General features: G+C 72.3%; 23 protein-coding genes and 2 tRNA genes. 16 read left to right on the forward strand and 9 right to left on the reverse strand.

All coding sequences use genetic code 11. The features are described 5' to 3' along the window. The first annotated feature begins 23 nt into the window (after positions 1-23). Positions 24-845 (forward strand): aminotransferase class IV, encoded by an 822-nt coding sequence (locus tag IAG42_RS29390; protein WP_188339977.1) that lies wholly within the window; start codon positions 24-26, stop codon positions 843-845. Positions 846-918: 73 nt separating this feature from the next. Continuing rightward, positions 919-1,743 carry a GNAT family N-acetyltransferase gene (locus IAG42_RS29395; protein ID WP_188339978.1) on the forward strand — a complete coding sequence of 275 codons (825 nt, stop codon included), beginning with the start codon at positions 919-921 and terminating at the stop codon, positions 1,741-1,743. A 3-nt stretch (positions 1,744-1,746) separates the two neighbouring features. Here IAG42_RS29395 and IAG42_RS29400 read toward each other — a convergent pair whose 3' ends face one another. Then, entirely contained in the window at positions 1,747-2,250 is a 504-nt protein-coding gene (locus tag IAG42_RS29400) for a DsbA family protein (RefSeq protein WP_394811255.1), read from the reverse strand. Between the two features lie 189 nt (positions 2,251-2,439). Here IAG42_RS29400 and IAG42_RS29405 point away from each other — a divergent pair, with 189 nt between their 5' ends. Then, positions 2,440-2,892: a hypothetical protein gene (locus IAG42_RS29405; RefSeq protein WP_188339979.1), complete on the forward strand. Its 453-nt coding sequence runs from the start codon at positions 2,440-2,442 to the stop codon at positions 2,890-2,892. Between the two features lie 54 nt (positions 2,893-2,946). Here the strand turns inward: IAG42_RS29405 and IAG42_RS29410 are convergent, their stop codons facing one another. Further along, on the reverse strand, positions 2,947-4,503 hold the full coding sequence (locus IAG42_RS29410) for a DUF4874 domain-containing protein (RefSeq protein ID WP_188339980.1): 1,557 nt from the start codon (positions 4,501-4,503) through the stop codon (positions 2,947-2,949). Positions 4,504-4,727: 224 nt separating this feature from the next. Between IAG42_RS29410 and IAG42_RS29415 the strand changes: the two genes are divergently transcribed. Further along, complete coding sequence (locus IAG42_RS29415; RefSeq protein WP_188341800.1) at positions 4,728-4,925, forward strand: hypothetical protein; 198 nt, start codon at positions 4,728-4,730, stop codon at positions 4,923-4,925. A 25-nt stretch (positions 4,926-4,950) separates the two neighbouring features. Here IAG42_RS29415 and IAG42_RS29420 read toward each other — a convergent pair whose 3' ends face one another. After that, positions 4,951-5,550 carry a CGNR zinc finger domain-containing protein gene (locus IAG42_RS29420; RefSeq protein ID WP_188339981.1) on the reverse strand — a complete coding sequence of 200 codons (600 nt, stop codon included), beginning with the start codon at positions 5,548-5,550 and terminating at the stop codon, positions 4,951-4,953. Between the two features lie 266 nt (positions 5,551-5,816). Further along, entirely contained in the window at positions 5,817-6,230 is a 414-nt protein-coding gene (locus IAG42_RS29425) for an SsgA family sporulation/cell division regulator (RefSeq protein ID WP_010351314.1), read from the reverse strand. Between the two features lie 190 nt (positions 6,231-6,420). Between IAG42_RS29425 and IAG42_RS29430 the strand changes: the two genes are divergently transcribed. The 5 genes from IAG42_RS29430 (at position 6,421) to IAG42_RS29450 (ending at position 9,764) form a co-directional block, all read left to right on the forward strand. Further along, on the forward strand, positions 6,421-6,864 hold the full coding sequence (locus tag IAG42_RS29430) for a TIGR02611 family protein (protein WP_188339982.1): 444 nt from the start codon (positions 6,421-6,423) through the stop codon (positions 6,862-6,864). Positions 6,865-6,927: 63 nt separating this feature from the next. Continuing rightward, a tRNA-Val gene (locus tag IAG42_RS29435) sits at positions 6,928-6,999 on the forward strand. Between the two features lie 327 nt (positions 7,000-7,326). Continuing rightward, positions 7,327-7,788, forward strand: coding sequence for an SRPBCC family protein (locus tag IAG42_RS29440; RefSeq protein WP_188339983.1), 462 nt, complete (start codon positions 7,327-7,329; stop codon positions 7,786-7,788). Between the two features lie 39 nt (positions 7,789-7,827). Continuing rightward, positions 7,828-7,899, forward strand: a tRNA-Val gene (locus IAG42_RS29445). Positions 7,900-7,970: 71 nt separating this feature from the next. Next, positions 7,971-9,764, forward strand: coding sequence for a DUF2207 domain-containing protein (locus tag IAG42_RS29450; protein WP_188339984.1), 1,794 nt, complete (start codon positions 7,971-7,973; stop codon positions 9,762-9,764). A 153-nt stretch (positions 9,765-9,917) separates the two neighbouring features. On the opposite strand, the gene IAG42_RS29455 is transcribed toward IAG42_RS29450, so the two are convergent. Continuing rightward, positions 9,918-10,643, reverse strand: coding sequence for a 3'-5' exonuclease (locus tag IAG42_RS29455; protein WP_188339985.1), 726 nt, complete (start codon positions 10,641-10,643; stop codon positions 9,918-9,920). A gap of 214 nt (positions 10,644-10,857) precedes the next feature. Here IAG42_RS29455 and IAG42_RS29460 point away from each other — a divergent pair, with 214 nt between their 5' ends. Both IAG42_RS29460 and IAG42_RS29465 read left to right on the forward strand, forming a co-directional pair. Then, a complete protein-coding gene (locus IAG42_RS29460; protein WP_188339986.1) occupies positions 10,858-11,424 on the forward strand; it encodes a DUF4365 domain-containing protein in 567 nt (188 codons plus the stop codon). 45 nt (positions 11,425-11,469) lie between these two features. Further along, positions 11,470-12,702 (forward strand): hypothetical protein, encoded by a 1,233-nt coding sequence (locus IAG42_RS29465; protein WP_188339987.1) that lies wholly within the window; start codon positions 11,470-11,472, stop codon positions 12,700-12,702. Here IAG42_RS29465 and IAG42_RS29470 read toward each other — a convergent pair. Continuing rightward, positions 12,699-13,274, reverse strand: coding sequence for a DinB family protein (locus IAG42_RS29470; protein WP_188339988.1), 576 nt, complete (start codon positions 13,272-13,274; stop codon positions 12,699-12,701). The two genes, IAG42_RS29465 and IAG42_RS29470, sit on opposite strands and share 4 nt — an antisense overlap. A gap of 135 nt (positions 13,275-13,409) precedes the next feature. On the opposite strand from IAG42_RS29470, the gene thrS reads away from it, so the two are divergent. Beyond that, positions 13,410-15,389, forward strand: coding sequence for a threonine--tRNA ligase (thrS, locus tag IAG42_RS29475; RefSeq protein WP_188339989.1), 1,980 nt, complete (start codon positions 13,410-13,412; stop codon positions 15,387-15,389). Between the two features lie 3 nt (positions 15,390-15,392). Here the strand turns inward: thrS and IAG42_RS29480 are convergent, their stop codons facing one another. Continuing rightward, entirely contained in the window at positions 15,393-16,082 is a 690-nt protein-coding gene (locus IAG42_RS29480; RefSeq protein WP_188339990.1) for a potassium channel family protein, read from the reverse strand. Positions 16,083-16,149: 67 nt separating this feature from the next. Here IAG42_RS29480 and IAG42_RS29485 point away from each other — a divergent pair, with 67 nt between their 5' ends. Beyond that, entirely contained in the window at positions 16,150-16,713 is a 564-nt protein-coding gene (locus IAG42_RS29485; protein WP_188339991.1) for an HIT family protein, read from the forward strand. A gap of 40 nt (positions 16,714-16,753) precedes the next feature. Here IAG42_RS29485 and IAG42_RS29490 read toward each other — a convergent pair whose 3' ends face one another. Further along, a complete protein-coding gene (locus IAG42_RS29490; protein WP_188339992.1) occupies positions 16,754-18,496 on the reverse strand; it encodes a hypothetical protein in 1,743 nt (580 codons plus the stop codon). Between the two features lie 190 nt (positions 18,497-18,686). Continuing rightward, a complete protein-coding gene (locus IAG42_RS29495) occupies positions 18,687-20,885 on the reverse strand; it encodes an elongation factor G-like protein EF-G2 (protein ID WP_188339993.1) in 2,199 nt (732 codons plus the stop codon). A gap of 273 nt (positions 20,886-21,158) precedes the next feature. Here IAG42_RS29495 and pgsA point away from each other — a divergent pair, with 273 nt between their 5' ends. The 3 genes from pgsA to IAG42_RS29510 are packed head-to-tail and all read left to right on the forward strand — an operon-like array spanning position 21,159 to position 23,898. Beyond that, positions 21,159-21,821, forward strand: coding sequence for a phosphatidylinositol phosphate synthase (gene pgsA / locus IAG42_RS29500; protein ID WP_188339994.1), 663 nt, complete (start codon positions 21,159-21,161; stop codon positions 21,819-21,821). Then, positions 21,818-22,741 carry a phosphatidylinositol mannoside acyltransferase gene (locus tag IAG42_RS29505; protein WP_188339995.1) on the forward strand — a complete coding sequence of 308 codons (924 nt, stop codon included), beginning with the start codon at positions 21,818-21,820 and terminating at the stop codon, positions 22,739-22,741. Before pgsA ends, IAG42_RS29505 begins: the two co-directional genes overlap by 4 nt. After that, positions 22,738-23,898: a glycosyltransferase family 4 protein gene (locus IAG42_RS29510; RefSeq protein ID WP_188339996.1), complete on the forward strand. Its 1,161-nt coding sequence runs from the start codon at positions 22,738-22,740 to the stop codon at positions 23,896-23,898. Before IAG42_RS29505 ends, IAG42_RS29510 begins: the two co-directional genes overlap by 4 nt. Positions 23,899-23,961 lie beyond the last annotated feature (63 nt).

Here is a 23,961-nt window from a genome sequence, read left to right on the forward strand (position 1 = left end):
CCGGTTCAACTGGGAGGCACCACGTGAAGATCTGGCTCGACGGCGGGCTGCGGGACACCGACGCGGCACGCGTCTCCGTCTTCGACCACGGGCTGACCGTGGGTGACGGCATCTTCGAGACGGCCAAGACGATCGACGGCCGGCCCTTCGCCCTGACCCGGCACCTCGACCGGCTCGCGCGCTCGGCCCGGGGCCTCGGCCTGCCCGAGCCCGACCTCGACGAGGTCCGCCGCGCCTGCGCCGCCGTCCTGGAGGCCAACCCGATGCCGCTCGGCCGGCTGCGCATCACGTACACCGGTGGCCTCTCGCCCCTCGGCTCGGACCGCGGGACGAGCGGGACCACCCTCGTCGTCGCACTCGGCGAGACCAAGCGGCGCCCGGACACCACCTCCGTGGTCACCGTCCCCTGGACGCGCAACGAGCGCGGCGCGCTCGCCGGACTCAAGACCACCTCCTACGCGGAGAACGTCGTCGCGCTGGCCCGCGCCCACGAACACGGCGCCTCCGAAGCCCTGTTCGCCAACACGGTCGGACAGCTCTGCGAAGGCACGGGGTCGAACGTGTTCGTCGTCCTCGACGGTGAGATCCACACCCCGCCCGTCGCCTCCGGCTGCCTCGCCGGCATCACCCGCGCCCTCGCCGTCGACTGGACCGGCGCCAAGGAGACCGACCTGCCGCTGGCCGTCCTGAACGAGGCCGACGAGATCTTCCTGACCTCGTCCCTGCGCGACATCCAGGCCGTCCACCGTGTCGACGACCGCGCCCTCGGCGAGGCCCCGGGACCGGTCACCGCCAAGGCCATGCGGATCTGGGACGAGCGCGCCGCCGACGACCTGGACCCGTGACCGGCCCGGCAGCGGCGCCGCAACCGGAAAAACCGCTGTCGCTCCCCGTCCGCATGCGGGTAGAACACCCGTGATGACGACGACCCTGCGGCCGACCGAGCCGCTCCAGCAGTCCGACGACGGACAGCGCTCACGCGGCTACGCGGTGTGTGTGAACAGCCGTCCCGTCGGCACGCTCCGCCTCGCCACGCACCCCGTCTTCGGCCCGACGGTCGCGCAGATCACCGACCTGCGCATCGACGAGCCGGACCGGGGGCGCGGCCGCGGCACCGTCGCGGCGCTCGCCGCGGAGGAGGTCGCGCGCGGCTGGGGCTGCGTACGCCTGGAGGCCTCCGTCCCCGCCGAGGAGGCCGGCCTGCTCCGTCTCGCGACCGCCCTCGGATACGTCGAGCGCAACCGCGGCATGGACAAGGAGCTGCCCGCGAGCCCGCCCGCGCTCCCGGCGGGCACCACGGGACGGCCGATGACCGACGCGGAGTACGAGCCCTGGCTCGCCCACTCCATGGAGGACTACGCGCAGACCTGGATCGAGCGCGGCGTCCCGGCCGACGAGGCCCACCGCAAGTCCGAGCGCGACCACGCCCTCAACCTGCCCGACGGCCCCGCCACCCCCGGCGTGCGGATCTCCGTCCTGGAACGCGACGGGGAGCGCGTCGGCACCCTGTGGGTGGCCCGGCGCGACGGCGACTGCTTCGTCTACGACGTCGAGGTGGCGGCCGACCGGCGCGGCGAGGGCCACGGCCGGTCCCTGATGCTCCTCGCCGAGGGCCAGGCGCTGGCCGAAGGAGCCGCCCGCATCGGACTCAACGTCTTCGCGGGCAACACCCCGGCACTGCGCCTGTACGAGTCGCTCGGCTACCGCGCGACCGCGTACCACCTGTACAAACCGCTCGCCTGAGGGTCAGTCCCGCTCGGCCAGGAGCCGGTCCGCGATCTCCTCGATCCGGGCCCGCAGCCCGTCCTGGCTCTGGCCGCCGTCGAGGCGCTCGCCGCCGATGACGTAGGTCGGCGTGCCTGACACCCCGATGGCCTTGCCCTCGGCCTGGTCGGCGTCGACGATCAGGATGTGCCGGCCGTCGATCAGGGCGGTGTCGAACTCCTCGGCGTCCAGGCCCAGTTCACCCGCCACCTCGACGAGGAACGGCTCGCCCCGGCGGTCGAACTCCTCGACCCGGCCGAGCACCGCCTCCACGTACGGCCACCCCTTGCCCTGCTCGAAGGCCTCCTCGACGGCCTGCGCGCCGGCGAAGGAGTGCTTGTGCTTCTCCAGCGGGAAGTGCCGGAAGCGCAGGTCGAGCCGGTCGCCGTAGCGCTCGCGCAGGGCCTGCACGTCGGCGAGGGCGGTGCGGCAGTCGGGGCACTGGAGCTCGCACCACACGTCGAGGATGGGGTTCGGGGCGTTCATGCGGCCAGTCTTCCAGGAGTGCTCGCGCGCGCCCAACCTGGACCTGCGGAGGAGACCCGACCCCGAGATGACCCGGAGATCTGCCCGAGGTCGCCTCGCACCGTGGCCCGAACGGGCCTCGGCGGTGCAGGATGGAAGGGACGAAACCGCCCCGGTGCCGTCCAGCACGCCCGAGCCCAGGAGGACCGGATGATTGCCGAGACCGTCTGCTCCGCCGTCGCCGTGGCGGGCCTGGGCATCGCCGCGGTCACCGCGTACCGGAAGCGGTTCCTCTCCGCCGCCCGGCTCGCCGCCTACTCCCTGGTCCCGCTGGGCCTGGTGATGACCGGCGCCGTGGAATGGGTCGTGGACACCGCCTTCAGCCCGACCGCCTGGGCCGGTTTCGGCGTGCTCGGCGGCGCCTGGCTGCTGTTCATGACCACCCGCGCGATCGAGCGCCGCTCCGGCGGCACCCGCAAGGAGCGCAAGGCCGCCGAGGCCGCACGGCGCGAGGCCGTCGCCCCCGCAGCATCCGCGCCCTCGCTCGGCGGGACCGCCCGGCCCGCACAGACCGCCGCCCCGCAGCAGCCGAAGAAGGGCGCGGCCGCCGGGGGCGAGGACTTCAGCGACATCGAGGCCATCCTGAAGAAGCACGGCATCTGACGACAGGGCCCCGCCGGACGCCGTGCTTCACCCCCTGCCGCGCGAGGGGCGGGCTCAGAGCGACGCGAGCACGTTCACCCCGTTCACCCAGCGCACGCTCGCGTTCGCGCAGCGCACCGCCCGGCCCCGTCCCGGGAAGCGCGGATCGGGCAGCGCCAGCCCCAGCCGCGTCGCCCCGCGGCCCAGCGGCAGCGAACCGCGCACCGTGTACGTCGCCGGACCCGTGTGGTCGTCGTCCGTCTCGGAGCGGCCCTGTGGCTGCCAGCCGCGCCAGTCCGCGCCGCTGTCCGTCTCCGTCACCACCCGCCCCGCGTCGTCCAGCAGCACGAGCCGCACCGGGCGCGGCTCCTTCGGCGCCGCGAACCCGCGGTTCACCAGATCCACCTCCACCTCCAGCCGGCCCGAGCGCACCGAGGTCCGTGCCCGGCGCACCTCGATCCGATAGCCGAGGTGGTCGCGCAGGTACTCGAACTGCGTACGGGACACCGCGCGCCCGTCGCGGTCCCGGAAGTACCCGTCCGACACCGGGAGCAGCGCGTCCCGCACCTGGTCCTCCGTCAGCGCGGCCGCCTTCCAGCCGGGCACCGTCACCGTCGCGTTGTGCACGATCGACAGGCTGTCCCAGCGCAGCGTCTGCAGCCGGCGCGCCGCGGCGAGGCCCGGGATCACGGTGCTCCACGCGTACGGGTCGGCGCTCTGCCCCTTGTCCCAGGGCATCTCGCCGTCCATCGCGTGCGTGGGTCCGACCTCCAGATAGCGGGGCCAGCCCGGGTTGTCCGGCACGTAGTAGTCCCACAGCCCCTCGCCGAGGGTGATGTAGTCGTTGTGGAACCCGACCCGGTCCAGGATCGCCCGGTTGGTGATCATGTCCCGCTTCTCGGCGTACCGGACCTGTGTGTGCATCCCCGACGGCAGCGCCGCCACCAGCGAGGTCATGATCGCCGTGACCGCGTCCGGATAGTTCTCGTGCTGGTAGTAACTGCCGTGCCACTCGCCCCAGGCGCCCAGGAACCCCGCCTGCCACACCGCCACGACATCGCTGTTGCGCGCGACGATCGGCGCCAGCTGCCCGATGTGCCGCTGGATGTCCTGCACCGTGTACTTCTGGCCCGCCCGCACCCCGTCGTCGTACGCGAAGCGGAGCACCGCCGCGTAGCCCTTGGCGCGCAGTCCGCGCAGCACGCTCTCGATGTTGTCGAGCGCGCTCCGGGGTATCTCCCGCGTCGCGAAGTCCCAGAGGTAGAAGTACAGCTGGGTCAGGTTCGCCCCCGGACCGTACTCGCGCTCCAGCGTCTCCAGGGTCTTCGTGACGTCGGGGGAGTGGTCGGCCTCGTTGTCCCAGGGGCTCGTCAGGTCGACGGCGTTGTACGACATCTCGTAGCGGAACCCGCGCCGCGGATTGGCCAACGGGCCCCGCCCGTCCGGATCGTCGGGCCGCAGACCGCGGTGCGGGACCGTGCGCCACCCGCCGGACGCGGCCGCCGCCGGCTGCGCGACCCCACCCGCCAAGAGGCCCGCGGCCACCCCGGCCCCCGCCCCCAACACCCGTCTGCGGGACGGCGATCCGCCCGCCGCCCCACGTCCGTCCCGGCCGTCCTGTGCTGTCGACATGCGGTACTCCCTCGTACGCGATGGACGTCACCGGCACGGCTCGGGCCGCGCCGGACGACCGAGTCTGGGGCCGCTCCTGGGCCCGCGCCCATGGACGCGCGTACGAGAGCCGCTGGACTTTTCGCGCGGGCGGGCCGCTCGGCTCACGGGATCAGGCGAACCGCCCCCGCATCCGGGCGTGTTGGCCTCACGGGGTGGTCCGGCTGGGCCATCATCACCGCGAGATGCTGGACACACCACGGCTGGACGACCAGCCGGCCGCAGAGAAGGGCCCGGCGGCCCTGCCGCCGCCCGCCCCCGGGAACCCCGAAGCGCAGCGCGGCTGCCTCTTCGCGCTCTCCCAGCCGCCCCTGATGATCTTCCTCGGGGTCATCGGCTGCCTGCTCCTGATGGCAGCGCTGCACGATCTCCTGCTGCTGTGACCCCGGGCGCCCGCTCCGGCCCGGCTCAGCCCGCGGCGGCTTCCTTGCGGCGGGCCCGGTACGCGGCGACGTGCAGCCGGTTCCCGCACGTACGGCTGTCGCAGTAGCGGCGCGAGCGGTTGCGCGACAGGTCCACGAACGCGTGCCGGCAGTCCGGCGCCTCACAGCGCCGCAGCCGCTCCTGCTCCCCGGCGACCACGAAGAACGCCAGGGCCATCCCGCAGTCGGCCGCCAGGTGGTCGGCGACCGAGGCGCCCGGCGCGAAGTAGTGCACGTGCCAGTCGTAGCCGTCGTGGTCGGTCAGCCGGGGCGTGGTGCCCGCCGCGGCCACCAGTTCGTTGATCAACGACGCCGCGCTGTGCGGATCCGGCGCCGCGAACACCTCCGCGAACCGGTCACGCACCGCACGCACCGCGGCCAGGTCGTCCTCGGAGAGCACACCCACATCACTGATTTCGTACTTTTCTACGAAATCTGCCAGAGCGGGCACGGTCGCGAGGGTGTCCTGGGTCGTGGCGCTGCCGGAGTCGCCCTCGGTGTCGCCGTCCTGTGCACGGTCCGGTGCGGTGTTCACCAGAGCGACCACGGTGTCGAGCGCGCACCGGGTGTCGTGGGTGATCAGCACGATTCGCTCCCTGGCCTGGAGGTCGGGCCTGCGCCCGCCGATGCGGGCAGAGCCTAGCGCCTGAAGGTCACGGGGAGATCCAGGGAACGCATCGGCGCCGTCGCCGTGGGAGATCCACGGCGACGGCGCCGATGTATGCCGTATGCGGTTGTCCTGCGGGTCCCGTCCGGTTCCGCGGCGTCTCCCCGAGTCGGACGCCACGGCACGCTCTCGCTCTGCTCACGCCGGTCTGGTCCTGGTCGGCGTGGGCCCTCTTCCGCGGTGGTTCAGTTCTCCGCGAGGATGTGCGACAGCTCCTGGTCGAGATCGAAATGGCGGTGCTCCGTGCCGGGTGGCACGGCGGCGTCCGTCCGCTTGAGGAAGGACTCGAGGGCCCGCGCCGGGGCCTCGAGCAGAGCCTCGCCCTCCGGAGAGCTCAGGGCGATGCAGACGACGCCCTGACCGTGGCTGCGGGACGGCCAGACTCGGACGTCTCCGGTGCCGGTCGGCCGGTGGAGGCCTTCGGCGAGGAGGTCGCGGGCGAACACCCATTCGACCGTTTCCTCGGCTCCGGTGTGGAAGGTGGCGTGCACGGCATACGGATCGGCCGTGTCATACCGCAGTCCTGCGGGTACAGGCAGTGAGGACTCGCTCGACACAACGAGGCGCAGGTGCAGCTCGCAGCTGACCGTGGTGTTCATAAGCGCCAGGGCCTTTCGCTCAGTGTGCGCTCGGGGATTCGCACGTCGGCGAAATCGACATGCCACCTACGATGCCGTTGTAAACCCCTCTGAGTGTTTTGGGAGCCTTTACGTAGCTCGTACGGCCGAGTCTTTCTTGTTCGGGAACAGCCATTCCGGTGACGAGATCGGGTCCGGTAGGTTTGGGACCATGAATACGGGGAGTGACGAGGCGGCCGACGCAGCCGCCGGAGCCGAGACAGAGGCGTCCCAGGCCGAGGAGAAACCTCTCGGCTCACGGGCGCCGGAGTTCGTCCAGGCCCGCCGGGCCCTGCACCTCAGCTGGCAGGTCGGCGTCTTCGTCGTCGGCCTCGCGGTCGTCGTCGCGGGCATCATCATGCTGCCGCTGCCGGGACCCGGCTGGCTCGTGATCTTCGGCGGCATGGCGATCTGGGCGACGGAGTTCGTCTGGGCGCAGCTGGTCCTGCGCTGGACGAAGCGCAAGGTCACAGAGGCCGCGCAGCGCGCCCTTGACCCCAAGGTGCGCAGGCGGAACATCATCCTGACGACCATCGGGCTGGTGATCATCGTGGTGCTCGGCGGGATCTACGTGTGGAAGTTCGGCCTCGAGATGCCGTGGAACATCAAGCAGTGACCGGGGGCCGCGCGGGGTGGTCCCAGGCACCCGCTGACATGGGGTAATGTTCTTCCTGCGCCCGGGCGATTAGCTCAGTGGGAGAGCGCTTCGTTCACACCGAAGAGGTCACTGGTTCGAACCCAGTATCGCCCACCCGGACCGAAGGCCCCGGAGACATCGAGTCTCCGGGGCCTTCGGCGTTTTCGATCACCGGCGCGGGCTCCGGGCGATCTTCTCGGTCCGCTTCTTGAACCGAGTTCAGGATGCTGTCTGAATTCTTCTACTGAATCCGTCAGAAATCCGGCAGGTCATTTCCAATACGCCGTCACATTTCCGCGCAAGTACGACAAGCGCGAGCACTCCGGTGATCCCAAGAGGCCCCCGGCGCGCATGATCTGACCGCGTACAAGATCCGCGACGCGTCGCTGACCTGCGGTCAGGTCGGGGGACAAGACGTCCCGACCCGGGCAGACTCCCTCCATGCCGCCGCGCCACGCCTGGAGCCACTACCGCTTCCACTGCGTCTGGAACCTGCCCGCACCCCCCGCCGCCGTCTTCGCCGTCCTGGAGAGAGCCGAGGAGTACCCCGGCTGGTGGCCCCAGGTCCGCTCCGTCACCCCGCTCGACGAGACCAGCGGCACCGCCGTCTTCCGCTCCTTCCTCCCCTACGAGCTCATGGTCACCGCGCGCGAGCGGCGCCGGGACCCGGCCGCCGGGGTCCTGGAGATCGGCATGAGCGGCGACTTGGAGGGCTGGGCCCGCTGGACGCTGCGCCCCGCGCCGGGCGGCGGCACCCGCGCCGACTACGACCAGGAGGTCGAGGTCCGCCGCCCCCTGATGCGCCGGCTCGCGCTGCCCGCCCGGCCCGTCTTCCGCGCCAACCACGCCTGGATGATGCGCGGCGGCCGGCGCGGACTGGCCGCGCTGCTCCAACCGGTTTGAACACACCCCACGACGACCTGTATGGTTCAACCCGTTCCCGGGCGATTAGCTCAGTGGGAGAGCGCTTCGTTCACACCGAAGAGGTCACTGGTTCGAACCCAGTATCGCCCACCCGGAGAAGGCCGGTCTGCACTACGCAGGCCGGCTTTTCTGATGGTCAAACACGTTCTGAGGGGGGCGTCTTGGCGACTGGGAGCAGGGGCGGACGAAGACGCAGACTGCGCGGATGGATCGCGATCGGCATCACCCTGGCGGTTTTCGCCGGAGCCGTCGCGGTGGCGCAGATCGTCGCCAACAAGGAACGGGTCACCGCGATGTGGGTCCGCGCCGAGATCCGCGCCGACGGCAGTGCCCGCGTCACCGAGGTCATCGACTACGACTTCGGCCACTCCGGCACGACCCACGGCATCTACCGTGACGTGCCCGACGCCGACTTCTACGCGTCCGACGTCCGGGCCACCATGGACGGGCACCCGGTGCCCTTCGAATCCACCTACGGCGACGAGTACCGGGAGGCGAACGGACGCAGCAGCCTCGCGGACCGGCTCAAGGTCGGCGACCCCGACCGCACCGTCGGCGGCGTGCACCGCTACCGGATCGCGTACACCGTTCCCGAGGTGGTCAAGAAGGGCAGGCTCGCCTGGGACGCGGTCGGCACCGGCTGGCAGGTCGACCGGGCGCGCGTGGAGATCCATGTCGTCGACCCGCGCGGGCTGACCCGGCCGCGCTGTGTGTACGGCACTTGGGACCACGGCAGGCCGTGCGCCGTCCGGCAGGCCGGACCCGGGCATCTCGTCGTTCGCCGCGACCGGCTCACCGGCCACGAGGGACTCACCCTCTACGCCGGCACGGGGCACGCCGAGACCGACCGTAGAGCCGCGCTGCCGCCCGCACCCGGGGGCCGGGCCGTCGGCACCACCCTTCCTCAGCCACTGCGCGACGCCTGGATCTTCCTGGCCGTCGCGCTCGGCTGCGCCCTGCTCACCGTCGTCGTGCTGCGCCGGGCCGGGCGCGACCGGCTCGGGGCGGACGGCGGGCGGCGCGTCGAGATCGGACGACTGGCCGGCACCGTCGCGCCCTCGTCCACACCGCCACAGGATCTGACGCCGGCGCAAGGCGGCGTCCTGCACACCGAGACGATCGAGGACCGCCACAAGGTCGCCTGGCTGCTGAACGCCGCAGCCGAGGGGCGCCTGATCATCGAGGGCGACGACCGGCATCCGGTCCTGCGCCGGCCGGAGGAGCCCGTGCTCCCCGCGAACCGGGAGATCAGAGACGTCCTCGACATGATGTTCGCCGACCGGACCGCGCTGGCCCTCGGTGCGCGGGACCCCTGGTTCAAGAAGGGGTGGAACGACATCGCCTGGAAGCTGGGCAACTGGCGCAAGGACAGCGGGCTCTGGGAGACCGGTGCCTTCCGCGCCGCGCCCCGCGCCGTGACCGCCTGTCTGATCGCCGGCGTGCTCGGCCTCGCCCTCGCCGTCACCGGGGGCGCGCTCGAAGGACGCCGGATCGCCGCCGGGACCGTCGTGGTGATCGTCGCCGCGGTCCTGTCCGGCACCTCCGTCGCCGCCCTCGTCAGACTCTGGGAACTGGAGCGGCGCACCCCGCTCGGCTCCGCCCGCTGGCTGGAGGTCGAGGCCTTCCGCCGCTACCTGGCCGACCCCGCCTCCTGCCCCGGCGAACCGCTCGACGAGCGCCGGACGGACCTCTACACGGCCTGGGCGGTCTCCCTGGGCGTCGCGTCCGCGTGGGAGAGCGCCGTCGACGCCACCACGGCCGCGGTACCGGTCGCCGCGGGGCGGCGCTCCACGATCGGCTTCACCGAGATCCTGCTCGCCGCCGCCGTCGTCTCCGCCATGAACCCGCCGTCCTCCGGCGGTTCGAGCGGCGGTTCGGGCGGCGGTTCGGGCGGCGGATCGTCCTCGGGCGGCGTCGGCGGAGGCGCCGGAGGCGGGGGCGGCGGCTCCTGGTGAACCCCGTCCGACGCTCCGGCGCCCGTGCGCACGGTGGAGGCCGGACCGTCGGGCGCTCGGGCACGGCCGGATCCCGCTCGCCGGCGCCAGGGCCGGGCGCGCGGTGTGACCTTCCGGTGAGCCCGTGACCGAGCCCGTCCAGGGTGCTCGCTCTCAGGCCGCGGCCGGGAGCTCCGGCCGCAGCGGCCACGCCGGATCCACGGGCTCCGGAGTGCCGCTGCGGGCGAACCAGGCCTGCAGGCCGCGGGCCTGCGCCGCGTGCCAGACCGCCTGCAGCGTGTGCAGCTCGGCGGGGGACAGCCGGTCCAGGCGCGTCGCGAAGCGGCGGCCCACCGCGCGGACCACGTCGAGCGCCGCGAGCGCGTCCGCCGCCGCGTCATGGGCGTCCGCCAGCTCCACCTCGTAGTGCGCGCACAGGTCCGTCAGCGTGCGGCGGCCCTTGCGGTAGCGGTCCAGGTGCTTGTCCAGGACCCGCGGGTCCAGGACGCACAGCGGAGACGAGTCCAGGTAGCGGGCCAGCGACGACGCCCGGTGCCGGCGCAACTCGCGGTCCAGGAGCGTCAGGTCGAACGGGGCGTTCATCACCACCAGCGGCCGCCCCGCCGCGGCCTGCTCCGCCAGCTCCCGGCCCACCTCCTCCATGACCGGCGCCGGCCAGCGGCCGTTGCGCCGCAGATGATCGTCGGTCAGACCGTGCACCTCCGTCGCGCCCGGCGGCACCGGCACCCCGGGGTTCACCAGCCAGCGCGTCACCCGCGGCCGCGTTCCCGGCGCGTCCTGCACCACGAGCGCGGCCGACACGATCCGATCGGTCTCCACGTCCACACCCGTCGTCTCGGTGTCGAACGCCGCGAGAGGTCCCTCGTACCAGTGCGTCATGTCGATGCAACTCCTCGTTCCCGCGCGGCAGATGACGTCCCGTCCGTCGTCGCCCCCTGCCCGCTTCGGTGATACCCGGGCCGTTTGCGTCGTACGCCGAGCGGTGACAACACAGGTACGAGTCATGGCAGTTCAGCGGCGTGCCGTCGACCCGTGCCCGCACATCCCCGGTCCCCGCCCGGGACCACCCCACTTCCGGAAGGTCAGTTGGACCATGGCGCTCGCGCAGCCCGAACAGGGCGGGCTGCTGCCCGAGCGGAACGCACCGCCGCGCGGCTCACTCGCCACCACCGCCTGCATGGAGACCTTGCAGGTGGGCTATCTCCACGCCGTGGCGGCGGCCGCCGGATGCTCGCTCTCGCAGCCCTTTCCCGACAACGGCATCGACTGGCACGTCAGCCACAGCGCCCCCGGGCACACGGTCGACGACGAGGTCACCATCAAGGTGCAGTTGAAAGCGACGTACCAGATCCCGCCGCACCCACCCGGCCCCGCCTTCTCCTTCACCCTCGACAACGCCCACCTGGTCAAACTCGCCCGGACGCCCGTGTCCGTGCACAAGATCCTCGTGGTGATGCTCGTGCCGCGCTCCCAGGACGACTGGCTGCGGGCCGGCCACGACGCCCTCGACCTGCGGCACTGCTGCTACTGGACCAACCTCGCCGGACACCCGGTCACCGGCCGGCGCAGGACCACCGTGCGCGTACCGACCGCACGCATCTTCGACGACCGCGCGCTCTGCGAGATCATGACGCGCGTCGGCCGGGGCGGCCGCCCCTGACCGACCCGCGCGGTCGGCCGGCGGGCCCCCGAAGGGAGTCACCACATGCAGCACCGCCCGACCGACGAACCCGTACGCTTCCTCGGCGTCGCCCGCGCCCACCCCGTCGACCCCGCCGAACTCGCCGGACCCGACCCGGGCCGCGTCGACCCCACCGTGCTCGGCGCCCTCCTCGACCGGCACGGCTGGCAGCGGCGCGGCGGCGCCGCCGGGCGCTACGCCCGCTGGACCCTGGCCGGCACCGGACCCGGCGCCAGCCTCCTCGTCCCCGAGAGCCGCGCCTTCCCCGACAGCGAGGACCTGCTCGGCGAGGCGCTCGACGCCCTCGAACGCAGCGGCACCCCCGCCGCCCGCGAGGTCCTCGTCGCCCTCGCCGTGCCCAGCGACGAGATCCGCTGGTGGCGCGACGTGCCCCGCACCGCCGCCGACGCCCCCTCCTGGACCGCCGAGGAACATCTGCGCGCCGCCGCCCGCCGCATGCTCCTCGCCGGGGCGCTCGCCGCCCGCGGCCGCGCCGGGTACTACGGCGCCCGGTACCGCAGGCCCGCCGCCGCGGCGCTCGAACCCGTCCTCGTCCAGTCCGCGCCCGGCGGCCGCCGGCTCACCGCCTTCGTCCCCGTCGACACCGGCCGCACCCTCGCCGTCCGCCTGCACCAGGCGCTGTACGCGGTGCGCGAGGCCATCGACTACCGGCGCGCGACCGGCGGCATGGACGCCTTCGACGGCGCCGTCGAGGCCGGCGTCAGCCATGAACTCACCGAGGCGCTCGTCGCGTTGGTCCGCGGCACCGAAGGGGCCCGGGTCGGCGTCGCCTGGTCACCCGCCGCCGGGGTCCCCGCCGAGTGCACCGACGGCGACGACCCCGTCGAGTTCTCACCCGGCGACCTCGACGTGCTGCGCGCCGCCTCCGCCCGCTACCTGCACGCCGAGCCCGCGGTCTTCGTCCGCGTCACCGGCACCGTCGTCCGCATGCGCCGCACCGGCACCCGCGGCGAGGGCACCGTACGCCTGCACGTCATCGCCGGGGCCGACGTGCCGCACCTGCGGATGACGCTCGACGAGGAGGCGTACCGGATCGCGGGCCACGCCCATCTGGTCGGCCTGCCGATCCGGGTGCACGGACGTCTGGAGAGCAGGGGCGGCTTCCGGCGGCTCACCGGCGCGAGCGGCGTCGTCCCCGTACAGGTGGACGAGGCCGAACGGGACCGGCTCCTGAAGTCCCTCCAGGAGAACCTCGACTTCTTCGAGGAGGCCTGCGCCGGAGGGGACGAACCCTAGGAACTCTGCGGCGTGTGCGCGTACAGGTCCCTGAGCAGGGCGATCTCCGCGCCGTGATGGATCATCTCGCGGTGGATGTGCAGGACGAGCGTCGCCATCGGCTCCTTGGCGAACGGTCCCTCGGCCGGACCGCACGGCTGCTCCAGGGCCCCCGCGTCGAGGCTGCGCACGCCCGACATCCAGCGCGCGTAGGAGGCGTCGAGCCGGTCGAGCGCCTCCGCGGCCGTGCCGGGATACCCGTACGTCAGGTAGTCCACCGGCGGCCCGCCGAAGTGCGAGGCGACGCGGGTGCCCAGGACGCCCACCAGGATGTGGCCGAGGCGCCAGGCGATCGTCGTCACCGGCGCCGGGACCGGCTCCGGATACGCGAAGTCGATCGTGAAGTCGCCCGAGCCCGCCCGCACGGGGGCGGTGCCGCTGCCGCGCGGGCGCACGCTCCACACGGCCTCCGGGTCCGCCACGGGCTCCCAGAAGTACTCGTCGTCGGTGAGCCCGGCCAGGCGCCGGCGCAGCTGGTTGCGCCAGTGCCAGTCGAGCTGGTCGGCGAGCAGCGCGTTCCATTCCAGGGCCATGCGCCCACGCTAGGGCGGCACCCGCCGGTCCGCACGGTCAACCGTTTCGCGAGCGGTCCCGGTGACTCGGTACGATCGGCCTTGCGCGCGTCACAGGTAATGGCGCGGCGTTTCGTCTTCAGGTAGGAGAGACCGGTGTCTGACGTCCGTGTGATCATCCAACGCGATTCCGAGCGGGAAGAACGCGTGGTGACCACGGGTACCACGGCCGCCGAGCTCTTCGCCGGTGAGCGCAGCATCGTCGCGGCCCGGGTGGCCGGAGAGCTCAAGGACCTCGCGTACGCCGTCCAGGACGGCGAGGAGGTCGAGCCCGTCGAGATCACCTCCGAGGACGGTCTGAACATCCTGCGCCACTCCACCGCGCACGTGATGGCGCAGGCCGTGCAGGAGATCTTCCCCGAGGCCAAGCTCGGCATCGGCCCGCCCATCAAGGACGGCTTCTACTACGACTTCGACGTCAAGGAGCCGTTCACCCCCGAGGACCTCAAGCGCATCGAGAAGAAGATGCAGGAGATCCAGAAGCGGGGCCAGAAGTTCTCCCGTCGTGTCACCACCGACGAGGACGCCCGTGTCGAGCTCGCCGACGAGCCGTACAAGCTCGAGCTCATCGGCCTCAAGGGCAACGCGGCGCAGGCCGCCGACGGCGCCGACGCCGAGGTGGGCTCCGGCGAGCTGACCATCTACGACAACCTCGACGCCAAGACCGGCGAGCTGTGCTGGAAGGACCTCTGCCGCGGTCCCCACCTGCCCAGCACCCGCGTCATCCCCGCGTTCAAGCTGATGCGCTCGGCCGCCGCCTACTGGCGCGGCAGCGAGAAGAACCCGCAGCTCCAGCGCATCTACGGCACCGCGTGGCCGTCGAAGGACGAGCTCAAGGGCTACCTCGAGTTCCTCGCCGAGGCGGAGAAGCGCGACCACCGCAAGCTGGGCGCCGAGCTCGACCTGTTCTCCTTCCCGGAGGAGCTCGGCCCGGGCCTCGCGGTGTTCCACCCCAAGGGCGGCGTCATCCGCAAGGTCATGGAGGACTACTCGCGGCGCCGCCACGAGGCCTCCGGCTACGAGTTCGTGAACACCCCGCACATCTCGAAGGAGCACCTCTTCGAGACCTCGGGCCACCTGCCGCACTACGCGGAGGGCATGTTCCCGCCCATCCAGTTCGACGAGCAGAACTACCGCCTCAAGGCGATGAACTGCCCGATGCACAACCTGATCTTCAAGTCGCGCGGCCGTTCCTACCGTGAACTGCCCCTGCGCCTGTTCGAGTTCGGCACCGTGTACCGCTACGAGAAGTCGGGCGTCGTGCACGGCCTGACCCGCTCGCGCGGCTTCACGCAGGACGACTCGCACATCTACTGCACCAAGGAGCAGATGCCGGAGGAGCTCGACAAGCTCCTCACCTTCGTGCTCGACCTGCTGCGCGACTACGGCCTGACCGAGTTCGAGCTGGAGCTGTCCACCCGCGACGACTCCGACAAGTTCATCGGCACCGACGAGGACTGGGCCGAGGCCACCGAGGCGCTGCGCCTGGCCGCCGAGAAGCAGAACCTGCCGCTGGTCGCCGACCCGGGCGGCGCCGCCTACTACGGCCCGAAGATCTCCGTCCAGGTCAAGGACGCGATCGGCCGGTCCTGGCAGATGTCGACCCTCCAGGTCGACTTCAACCAGCCCAAGCGCTTCGGCCTCGAGTACACGGCCGCGGACGGCTCCCGCCAGCAGCCCGTCATGCTGCACCGCGCCCTGTTCGGCTCGATCGAGCGGTTCTTCGGCGTGCTGCTCGAGCACTACGCGGGCGCCTTCCCGGCGTGGCTCGCGCCCGTGCAGGCCGTCGGCATCCCGATCGGCGACGCGCACGTCCCGTACCTGGAGGAGTTCGCCGAGAAGGCGCGCGCCCAGGGCCTGCGCGTCGAGGTCGACTCGTCCTCGGACCGCATGCAGAAGAAGATCCGCAACCAGCAGAAGGCCAAGGTGCCGTTCATGGTCATCGCGGGCGACGAGGACATGAGCGCCGGCTCGGTGTCCTTCCGCTACCGCGACGGCTCGCAGGAGAACGGCATCCCGGTCGACGAGGCCATCGCGAAGATCGTGAAGGTCGTCGAGGAGCGCGCGCAGGTCTGACGCTCAGCCCTTGCCGTCGAAGGCCCCCGGGGAGCTCCCCGGGGGCCTTTCGCCGTTCTCGTCCTCCCGCGCGAACACCTGGAGCAGCCAGGACGAGAACGATCCGACGACCGCGCCGAGCAGGGCGAGCCCGCAGCCCATCAGGCCCACCGCGACGAGCCGGCCCACCGGCGTCACCGGCGCCATGTCGCCGTAGCCGACGCTCGACACCGTCGTGCACGCCCACCACACCGAGTCGCCGAACGTCTGGATCGTGGCGCCCGGCGCCCCGCGTTCCTGCTGGTAGACGGCGAGCGACGCGGCGAAGCCGAGCAGCAGCGTCGACACCCCCGCGTACAGCATCACGCGCGCGTGCAGCGCGAACCGGGGGCGGCCGTGCCGGCGCTTCACCCGCTCGTAGGCCTGCACGATGCGGACGGGGCGCAGCAGCGGCAGCAGCAGGACCAGGGTGTCCAGCCAGTGCGTGCGCACGAAGCGCGGCCAGCGCTGCCCGCTGAGCCGCCGCCGCACGACGTAGTCCGCGGCGAACAGCGCCCACGCCGCGCAGGTCACCGCCAGACACAGATCGCGCACGGCCCCGGGCAGCCCGGGGCCGAGCACCAGGACCGCGTACGAGGCGAGGAAGAGCAGGGACGCCGCGGCGAGGACACCCGCGGTGCGTCGCTCCCAACGGGCGAGGGCACTGTCGGTCATCCGCACAGCATCGCGCGCACGGGCCCGGGACGGGCCCCGGCGACACGCCCCGCCGAGGTCACGCCATATGCTGCACAGCATGACGAGTGAGCCGGAGCAGCAGATCGGTCCTGTGGGAGAGCCGGACGGATTCGGGCGTCTGTGGACCCCGCACCGCATCGCCTACATCCAGGGCGAGGGCAAACCGACGGGCCCCGGGGCCGACGACGGCTGTCCCTTCTGCGCGGCTCCCGGCAAGAGCGACGAGGACGCCCTCATCGTGGCGCGCGGCGAGCACGTCTTCGCGATCCTCAACCTGTACCCGTACAACGGCGGGCACATGATGGTGCTGCCCTACCGGCACGTCGCCGACTACACCGACCTCGACGACGCCGAGACCGTCGAGCTCGCCGACTTCACCAAGCGGGCGATGACCGCGCTGCGTGCCGCGTCCGGCGCGCACGGCTTCAACATCGGCATGAACCAGGGCGCGGTGGCCGGCGCCGGCATCGCCGCGCACCTGCACCAGCACATCGTCCCGCGCTGGGGCGGCGACACGAACTTCATGCCGGTCGTCGGCCACACCAAGGTGCTGCCGCAGCTCCTCGCGGACACGCGCACGGCGCTGGCGAAGGCCTGGCCGACCGCCTGACCGCGCCTCGTACGACGCCCGGGGATCCGGCGCCGCGGGGCTACGCGTCGTAGACGTCGGCCTTCCGCGGCGACGGGTCCTGCACCAGGCCGCTGAGCACCCCCGAGCGGTTCCCGAACTTCTCCGTGTCGACGCCGTGCTCCTTGAGGACCTTGAAGGCCGCCGCGTGCACGACCCGCAGCACCGGCGTCGCCGTGCGCAGCGCGTCGTCCGCCATGAAGCGGTGCCGCCACGGCTGGTCGGCCCAGGCGTGCCGCAGGCCGAACGGCTCGGGCAGGGCCAGCTTGCCGCCCAGGTAGTCCAGCAGCGGTGGGTACCAGGTGAGCGGGGCACGGACCGCGATCCGCACGACCTCGTCCGCGTCGATCAGCGGCAGCGTCTTCGTGGTCGTCTCCCAGAAGCGCACCGACTTGGCGATCTCCTTGGTCTTCGGCTCGGGCTTCGACGTGAACAGCGAGTTCACCGGGCCCAGCGCGTGGCCCGTCACCTCGATGCGCAGCGTCTCGTGCAGCACCGTCACCGTGATCAGCATGGTGATGACCAACTGGCCGTCCCACAGCGTGAACTGGACGCCCAGGTAGTGGCGGTCACCGCTGCCGAACTGCTGCTCGTTGCAGATCCGCTGTATCTCGTGCGGCTTGATCCGGTACGCGTCCACGTCCGCGCCGGTCGGGCGGGAGACCGAGCCCGCCTTCTCGCCGATCGGGGTCACGATCCAGTGCTCGACCGAGGGGCGCGGGAAGCCGCCCGTGTGCAGCGTCTTGCGCTCCAGGAGCTTCAGCTGGTCGTGGATCGCGCGGACCACGTCCCAGCTGCGGAACGGGTGGATCTCCTTGTCGGGGTCGACGGAGACCAGCTCTTCCGCCAGCTGCCAGCTGCCCCAGCGCGTGCCCATGCCGAGGATGCCCTTCGGGCCGGCGTAGAACACCGCGTTCGACTGCTGCTCCGCCGAGAGGCGGGCCAGCCCCTGGCGCAGCTGCTCCGCCGCGGTCTCACCCGGGCTGCCCGGCACCGCCTCGGGGATCTTCGCGCCGATGCCGCCGCCCGACAGCAGCGCGTCCCACCGCTCGCGCAGGTCCTTCGCCGTGCGCTCGCAGACCTGCCGCGCCCACAGCCCGCCGACGACGGGCACCACGAAGGAGGCGCGCAGGTACCAGGCCCAGCCGCCGGCGAACGGCAGCTTGAGCAGCACGATGACGACGGCCACCCCGACGACCGCCATCAGGGCCGTCGTCAGCGCCGCCGTGCCGCGGACCTTGCGCTCCTTGTTCCGCGCCTCGGTCTTCGCCGCCCCGGCCGAGGCGTCCTTGGTCGCCTTCTCGGCGGCCGCCACCTTGTTGTTGCTCGTACGGCGGAGCTGGAAGGCGATCAGCCACAGCACGAACCCGGGCAGGAACACGAGGCCGAACAGCACCGTGATCAGGGTCAGCAGCGCGTCCCGCTGGCGGCGGATCCGGGTCGCCGCGAGGCAGTGCTCCACCACGACCTGCGGCTCCGTGCCGAAGGACTGGATCAGCGGCTTGCGGCCGCCGCCGAGCATCCGGACCTGGACCGCGCGCGAGAAGGCCTCACCCAGATTCGGCGCGAACAGCGACCAGGCGCCCTTCTTCACCTCGGACTTGTGCCACTCGTTGTTCGCGTCCTCGATCTTCGCGGCCGGGTCGTCCCGGTACGCGGCCGAGGCGATGGCGAACGTCGCCGCGGTCTGCCCCGCCGAACCCTGCAGGGGGACCTGTGCCCCCGGCCTGAAATCGAACGCGTCGTCCGCCACTGCCGCCCCCATCACCGCACGTCGCTGCTGCTGCGGCTCTTCCCGACTTCCTTGCCCCGCACACCTGTTGATCAGTTGATCGTCCTGATCCTATTGATCGTCGACCAGCGTAACGGCCGCCACCGACATCCGTCCCGGCAAGCCGGACGCCGGTGGCCGCACCGGGGGCACGGGGGCGCACGCCCCCGCACGACGGGCCCAACTACGCGGTGTCCGCGGCCTGTTCCCTGATCCGCTCGCCGATGTGGGCCGGCATCGGCTCGTGCCGGGCGTAGCTGCGGCTGAACCGCGCCGTGCCGTGCGACAGGGAGCGCAGATCGACGGCGTAGCGCCCGATCTCGATCTCCGGCACCTCGGCCCGTACGAGGGTCCGGCCGCCCGGCGCCTGCTCGGTGCCGACGACGCGGCCGCGCCGCCCGGACAGATCGCTCATCACCGCGCCCACGAAGTCGTCGCTGACGAGTACCTGGACCTCGGACACCGGTTCGAGGAGATGGATCGTGGCGTCGGCCGCCGCCTCGCGCAGCGCCAGCGCGCCCGCCGTCTGGAACGCGGCGTCCGAGGAGTCCACCGAGTGCGCCTTGCCGTCGAGCAGCGTGACCCGTACGTCGATCAGCGGGTACCCGGCCGCGACGCCCTTGGCCGCCTGGGCCCGTACACCCTTCTCCACCGACGGGATGAACTGGCGCGGGACGGAGCCGCCGACGACCTTGTCGACGAACTCGATGCCCGAACCGTTCGGCAGCGGCTCCACCTCGATCTCGCAGATCGCGTACTGACCGTGCCCGCCGGACTGCTTGACGTGCCGCCCCCGGCCCGCGGCCCGGTCCGCGAACGTCTCGCGCAGCGACACCTTGTGCGGGACCACGTCGACCTGCACCCCGTACCGCGCCGACAGCCGCTCCAGGGCGACGTCCGCGTGCGCCTCGCCCAGACACCACAGCACCACCTGGTGGGTGTCCGGGTTCTGCTCCAGCCGCATCGTCGGGTCCTCCGCCGCGAGCCGCGCCAGGCCCTGCGACAGCTTGTCCTCGTCGGCCTTGCTGTGCGCCTGGATCGCCAGCGGCAGCAGCGGGTCCGGCATCTCCCACGGCGCCATCAACAGCGGGTCGTCCTTCGCCGAGATCGTGTCGCCGGTCTCCGCCCGGCCCAGCTTCGCCACGCACGCCAGGTCACCGGCGATGCAGTGCGACAGCGGCCGCTGCTGCTTGCCGAAGGGGACCGACAGGGCGCCGACCCGCTCGTCCACGTCGTGGTCCTCGTGCCCGCGGTCGGTGAGCCCGTGCCCCGACACGTGCACCGTCTCGTCCGGGCGCAGGGTGCCCGAGAACACCCGTACGAGCGAGACACGGCCCACGTAGGGGTCCGAGGCCGTCTTCACGACCTCGGCGACCAGCGGGCCGTCCGGGTCGCAGACCGGGATCGTGCGGGGCGCGCCGTCCGGCGTGGTCACGGTCGGGGCCTCGCGCTCCAGCGGGGTCGGGAAGCCGCCCGTGACCAGCTCCAGGAGCTCGACCGTGCCGATGCCCTGGCGGGCGCCCTCCGGGGCGGGGGCCGCTGCGAGGACGGGGTGGAAGGTGCCGCGCGCGACGGCCCGCTCCAGGTCGTCGACGAGCGTCTTGAAGTCGATCTCCTCGCCGCCCAGGTAGCGGTCCATGAGGGTCTCGTCCTCGCTCTCGGCGATGATCCCCTCGATGAGCCGGCCGCGCGCCTCCTGGAGGCCCGGCACCTGGCCGGCGTCCGGCGGCGACTCCTCCAGCGCGCCCGACGCGTAGGCGTGGATCCGCTGCGACAGGAGCCCGATCAGGCCGGTCACGGGGGAGTGGCCGTCCGGGGTGCGCTCGCCGTGCAGCGGCAGATACAGCGGCAGCACGGCGTCGGGGTCGTCGCCCCCGAAGGCCTCGGCGCACACCCGGGTCGTCTCCTCGAAGTCGGCCCGCGCCGCCTCCAGGTGCGTCACCACGATGGCCCGCGGCATGCCGACGGCCGCGCACTCCTCCCACACCGCGCGCGTGGCGCCGTCCACCCCGTCCGCCGCCGAGACGACGAAGAGGGCCGCGTCCGCAGCGCGCAGACCGGCCCTCAGCTCCCCGACGAAATCCGCGTATCCGGGGGTGTCCAGAAGATTGATCTTGCAGCCGCCCCAGTCGACCGGGACGAGCGAGAGCTGCACCGAGCGCTGCCGGCGCCGTTCGATGTCGTCGTAGTCCGAGACGCACGTGCCGTCCTCGACGCGGCCCGCGCGGTTGACCGCCCCCGCCGTGAGCGCGAGGGCCTCCACCAGCGTCGTCTTGCCGGAGCCGCTGGGGCCGACCAGCACCACATTGCGCACGTCCGAGGGCCGGTCGGCCGTAGCCGCCCTGCCGGCGGCCCCGGGATGTGTGTTCGCCTTGTCAGCCATGTCCCTTGCCTCCCGGTTCGCATCCACGGTGTGGGGGCCCCGTCGGGGCCTGTGGAAGTGCGGCAGGCGGACACGCGAACCCGCGTGTGAGAGGCGGCTCCGGCGACGCCCGCGGTGTCTTCGAGCTTTGCACTCGTGTCACCGTGCGTCCATACGTCGTACGGGATCCCACGCGCGCGTGGTGGCCCGACGGCCGTGGCGGCGGGTGCGTGGCTACGATGGGCCAGCCGGTGGCCAGAGGGGCCGCACGGCCACCGACCCCTCGGGAAGGCCATGCTGAACAAGTACGCGCGTGCATTCTTCACGCGTGTCCTCACACCGTTCGCCGCGTTTCTCATCCGTCGCGGGGTCAGTCCCGACACGGTCACGCTCCTCGGCACCGCCGGGGTGGTGGCGGGCGCGCTGGTCTTCTACCCGCGCGGGGAGTTCTTCTGGGGCACGGTCGTCATCACGCTGTTCGTCTTCTCGGACCTCGTGGACGGCAACATGGCGCGCCAGCTCGGCCGCTCCAGCCGCTGGGGCGCCTTCCTCGACTCGACGCTCGACCGGGTCGCCGACAGCGCCATCTTCGGCGGCCTCGCGCTCTGGTACGCGGGCGGCGGCGACGACAACGCGCTGTGCGCCGTCTCGATCTTCTGCCTCGCCAGCGGCCAGGTCGTCTCGTACACGAAGGCCCGTGGAGAATCGATCGGCCTGCCGGTCGCGGTCAACGGTCTGGTGGAGCGCGCCGAGCGGCTCGTCATCTCGCTCGTCGCCGCCGGCTTCGCCGGTCTGCACAAGTTCGGTGTGCCCGGCATCCAGTACCTGCTGCCCGTCGCCCTGTGGATCGTCGCTGCCGGCAGCCTGGTCACGCTGATCCAGCGCGTGGTCACCGTTCGCCGCGAGTCCGCCGAGGCCGACGCCGCGGCCGCCGCCCAGGAGGAGACCGCCTCGTGAGCGGCGTGCAGGAACGGATCACCGACGCGCTCTACGGGCTCGGCTGGGGCACGGTCAAGAAGCTGCCCGAGCCGGTCGCGAACCGCTTGGGCCGCACCATCGCCGACGCCGTCTGGCGCAAGCGAGGCAAGGGCGTGCTGCGCCTGGAGTCGAACCTCGCGCGCGTGGTGCCCGACGCCACGCCGCAGCGGCTTCGGCAGCTCTCCAGGGCGGGCATGCGCTCGTACCTGCGCTACTGGATGGAGTCCTTCCGGCTTCCCGCCTGGAGCAAGGACCGTATCCGCGAGGGCTTCACCCCGCAGGACGTGCACCACCTGACCGACGGGCTCGCCTCCGACAAGGGCGTCATCCTCGCCCTGCCCCACATGGGCAACTACGACCTCGCCGGGGCCTGGGTCACCACGAAGCTGGAGACCCCGTTCACGACGGTCGCCGAGCGCCTCAAGCCCGAGACCCTCTACGACCGCTTCGTCGCCTACCGCGAGGGCCTCGGCATGGAGGTCCTCCCGCACACCGGCGGCGCCGCGTTCGGCACCCTCGCCCGGCGGCTGCGCGACGGCGGCCTCGTCTGCCTGGTCGCCGACCGCGACCTGTCCGCCGCCGGCGTCGAGGTGAAGTTCTTCGGCGAGACCACGCGCATGCCCGCCGGGCCCGCCCTGCTCGCTCAGCAGACCGGCGCCCTGCTGCTGCCCGTGACGCTCTGGTACGACGGCTCGCCGATCATGAGGGGCCGGGTCCATCCGCCGATCGACGTGCCCGAGACAGGTACCCGCGCCGAAAAGACGTCTGTGATGACACAGGCGCTGGCCGATGCCTTCGCCACCGGGATCGCGGACCATCCGGAGGACTGGCACATGCTGCAGCGTCTGTGGCTCTCGGACCTGGACCCCGCCAAGAACCCCGAGGAGCGGCCGGCGTGAAGATCGGAATCGTCTGCCCGTACTCCTGGGACGTGCCGGGCGGCGTCCAGTTCCACATCCGCGACCTCGCGGAGCACCTGACCGCGCTCGGCCACGAGGTCTCCGTTCTCGCCCCCGCCGACGACGACACCCCGCTGCCGCCCTACGTGGTGTCCGCGGGCCGCGCCGTGCCCGTGCCCTACAACGGCTCGGTGGCCCGCCTGAACTTCGGCTTCCTCAGCGCCGCACGCGTGCGGCGCTGGCTCCACGACGGCACCTTCGACGTCATCCACATCCACGAACCGACGTCCCCGTCGCTCGGTCTGCTCACCTGCTGGGCCGCCCAGGGCCCGATCGTCGCCACGTTCCACACGTCGAACCCCCGCTCGCGTGCCATGATCGCCGCCTACCCGATCCTGCAGCCCGCCCTGGAGAAGATCAGCGCGCGCATCGCCGTCTCCGAGTACGCGCGCCGCACCCTCGTCGAGCACCTCGGCGGCGACGCGGTCGTCATCCCGAACGGCGTCGACGTCGACTTCTTCGCCCGGGCCGAGCCGAAGGCCGAGTGGCAGGGCGACACGATCGGCTTCATCGGGCGCATCGACGAGCCCCGCAAGGGCCTGCCGGTCCTCATGAAGGCGCTGCCCAGGATCCTCACCGAGCGGCCGCAGACCCGTCTCCTGGTCGCCGGCCGCGGCGACGAGGAGGAGGCCGTCGCCTCGCTCCCGCGCGAGATGCGCTCCCGCGTCGAGTTCCTCGGCATGGTCAGCGACGAGGACAAGGCCCGACTGCTGCGCAGCGTCGACGTGTACGTCGCCCCGAACACCGGCGGCGAGAGCTTCGGCATCATCCTCGTCGAGGCCATGTCGGCGGGCGCGCCCGTGCTCGCCTCCGACCTCGACGCCTTCGCCCAGGTCCTCGACCAGGGCACGGCCGGAGAGCTCTTCGCCAACGAGAACGCCGACGACCTGGCCGCCGCCGCCCTGCGCCTGCTCGCCGACCCCGAGCGCCGCACCGAGCTGCGCGAGCGCGGCAGCAAGCACGTGCGCCGCTTCGACTGGTCGACCGTCGGCGCCGACATCCTCTCCGTCTACGAGACCGTCACCCAGGGGGCCGCGGCCGTCGCCACCGACGAACGCACCGGCCTGCGCGCCCGCTTCGGCCTCGCCCGCGACTAGGGCCTTTCTTTCGGATCCGGCTGGGCTCGCGGGGCGTAGGACCCTGTCCGCCGATTCCCTTCT

It is taken from the genome of Streptomyces xanthii (assembly GCF_014621695.1).
GTDB lineage: Bacteria > Actinomycetota > Actinomycetes > Streptomycetales > Streptomycetaceae > Streptomyces > Streptomyces xanthii.

Coding starts and splice junctions, on each gene's coding strand:
- IAG42_RS29405 (WP_188339979.1), top strand. CDS start 2,440: ATGATTGCCGAGACCGTCTGCTCCGCCGTCGCCGTGGCGGGCCTGGGC.
- IAG42_RS29430 (WP_188339982.1), top strand. CDS start 6,421: ATGAATACGGGGAGTGACGAGGCGGCCGACGCAGCCGCCGGAGCCGAG.
- pgsA (WP_188339994.1), top strand. CDS start 21,159: ATGCTGAACAAGTACGCGCGTGCATTCTTCACGCGTGTCCTCACACCG.
- IAG42_RS29395 (WP_188339978.1), top strand. CDS start 919: ATGACGACGACCCTGCGGCCGACCGAGCCGCTCCAGCAGTCCGACGAC.
- IAG42_RS29480 (WP_188339990.1), bottom strand. CDS start 16,082: ATGACCGACAGTGCCCTCGCCCGTTGGGAGCGACGCACCGCGGGTGTC.
- IAG42_RS29415 (WP_188341800.1), top strand. CDS start 4,728: ATGCTGGACACACCACGGCTGGACGACCAGCCGGCCGCAGAGAAGGGC.
- IAG42_RS29495 (WP_188339993.1), bottom strand. CDS start 20,885: ATGGCTGACAAGGCGAACACACATCCCGGGGCCGCCGGCAGGGCGGCT.
- IAG42_RS29440 (WP_188339983.1), top strand. CDS start 7,327: ATGCCGCCGCGCCACGCCTGGAGCCACTACCGCTTCCACTGCGTCTGG.
- IAG42_RS29400 (WP_394811255.1), bottom strand. CDS start 2,250: ATGAACGCCCCGAACCCCATCCTCGACGTGTGGTGCGAGCTCCAGTGC.
- IAG42_RS29410 (WP_188339980.1), bottom strand. CDS start 4,503: ATGTCGACAGCACAGGACGGCCGGGACGGACGTGGGGCGGCGGGCGGA.
- IAG42_RS29455 (WP_188339985.1), bottom strand. CDS start 10,643: ATGACGCACTGGTACGAGGGACCTCTCGCGGCGTTCGACACCGAGACG.
- IAG42_RS29490 (WP_188339992.1), bottom strand. CDS start 18,496: ATGGGGGCGGCAGTGGCGGACGACGCGTTCGATTTCAGGCCGGGGGCA.
- IAG42_RS29465 (WP_188339987.1), top strand. CDS start 11,470: ATGCAGCACCGCCCGACCGACGAACCCGTACGCTTCCTCGGCGTCGCC.
- IAG42_RS29470 (WP_188339988.1), bottom strand. CDS start 13,274: ATGGCCCTGGAATGGAACGCGCTGCTCGCCGACCAGCTCGACTGGCAC.
- IAG42_RS29460 (WP_188339986.1), top strand. CDS start 10,858: ATGGCGCTCGCGCAGCCCGAACAGGGCGGGCTGCTGCCCGAGCGGAAC.
- IAG42_RS29485 (WP_188339991.1), top strand. CDS start 16,150: ATGCTGCACAGCATGACGAGTGAGCCGGAGCAGCAGATCGGTCCTGTG.
- IAG42_RS29425 (WP_010351314.1), bottom strand. CDS start 6,230: ATGAACACCACGGTCAGCTGCGAGCTGCACCTGCGCCTCGTTGTGTCG.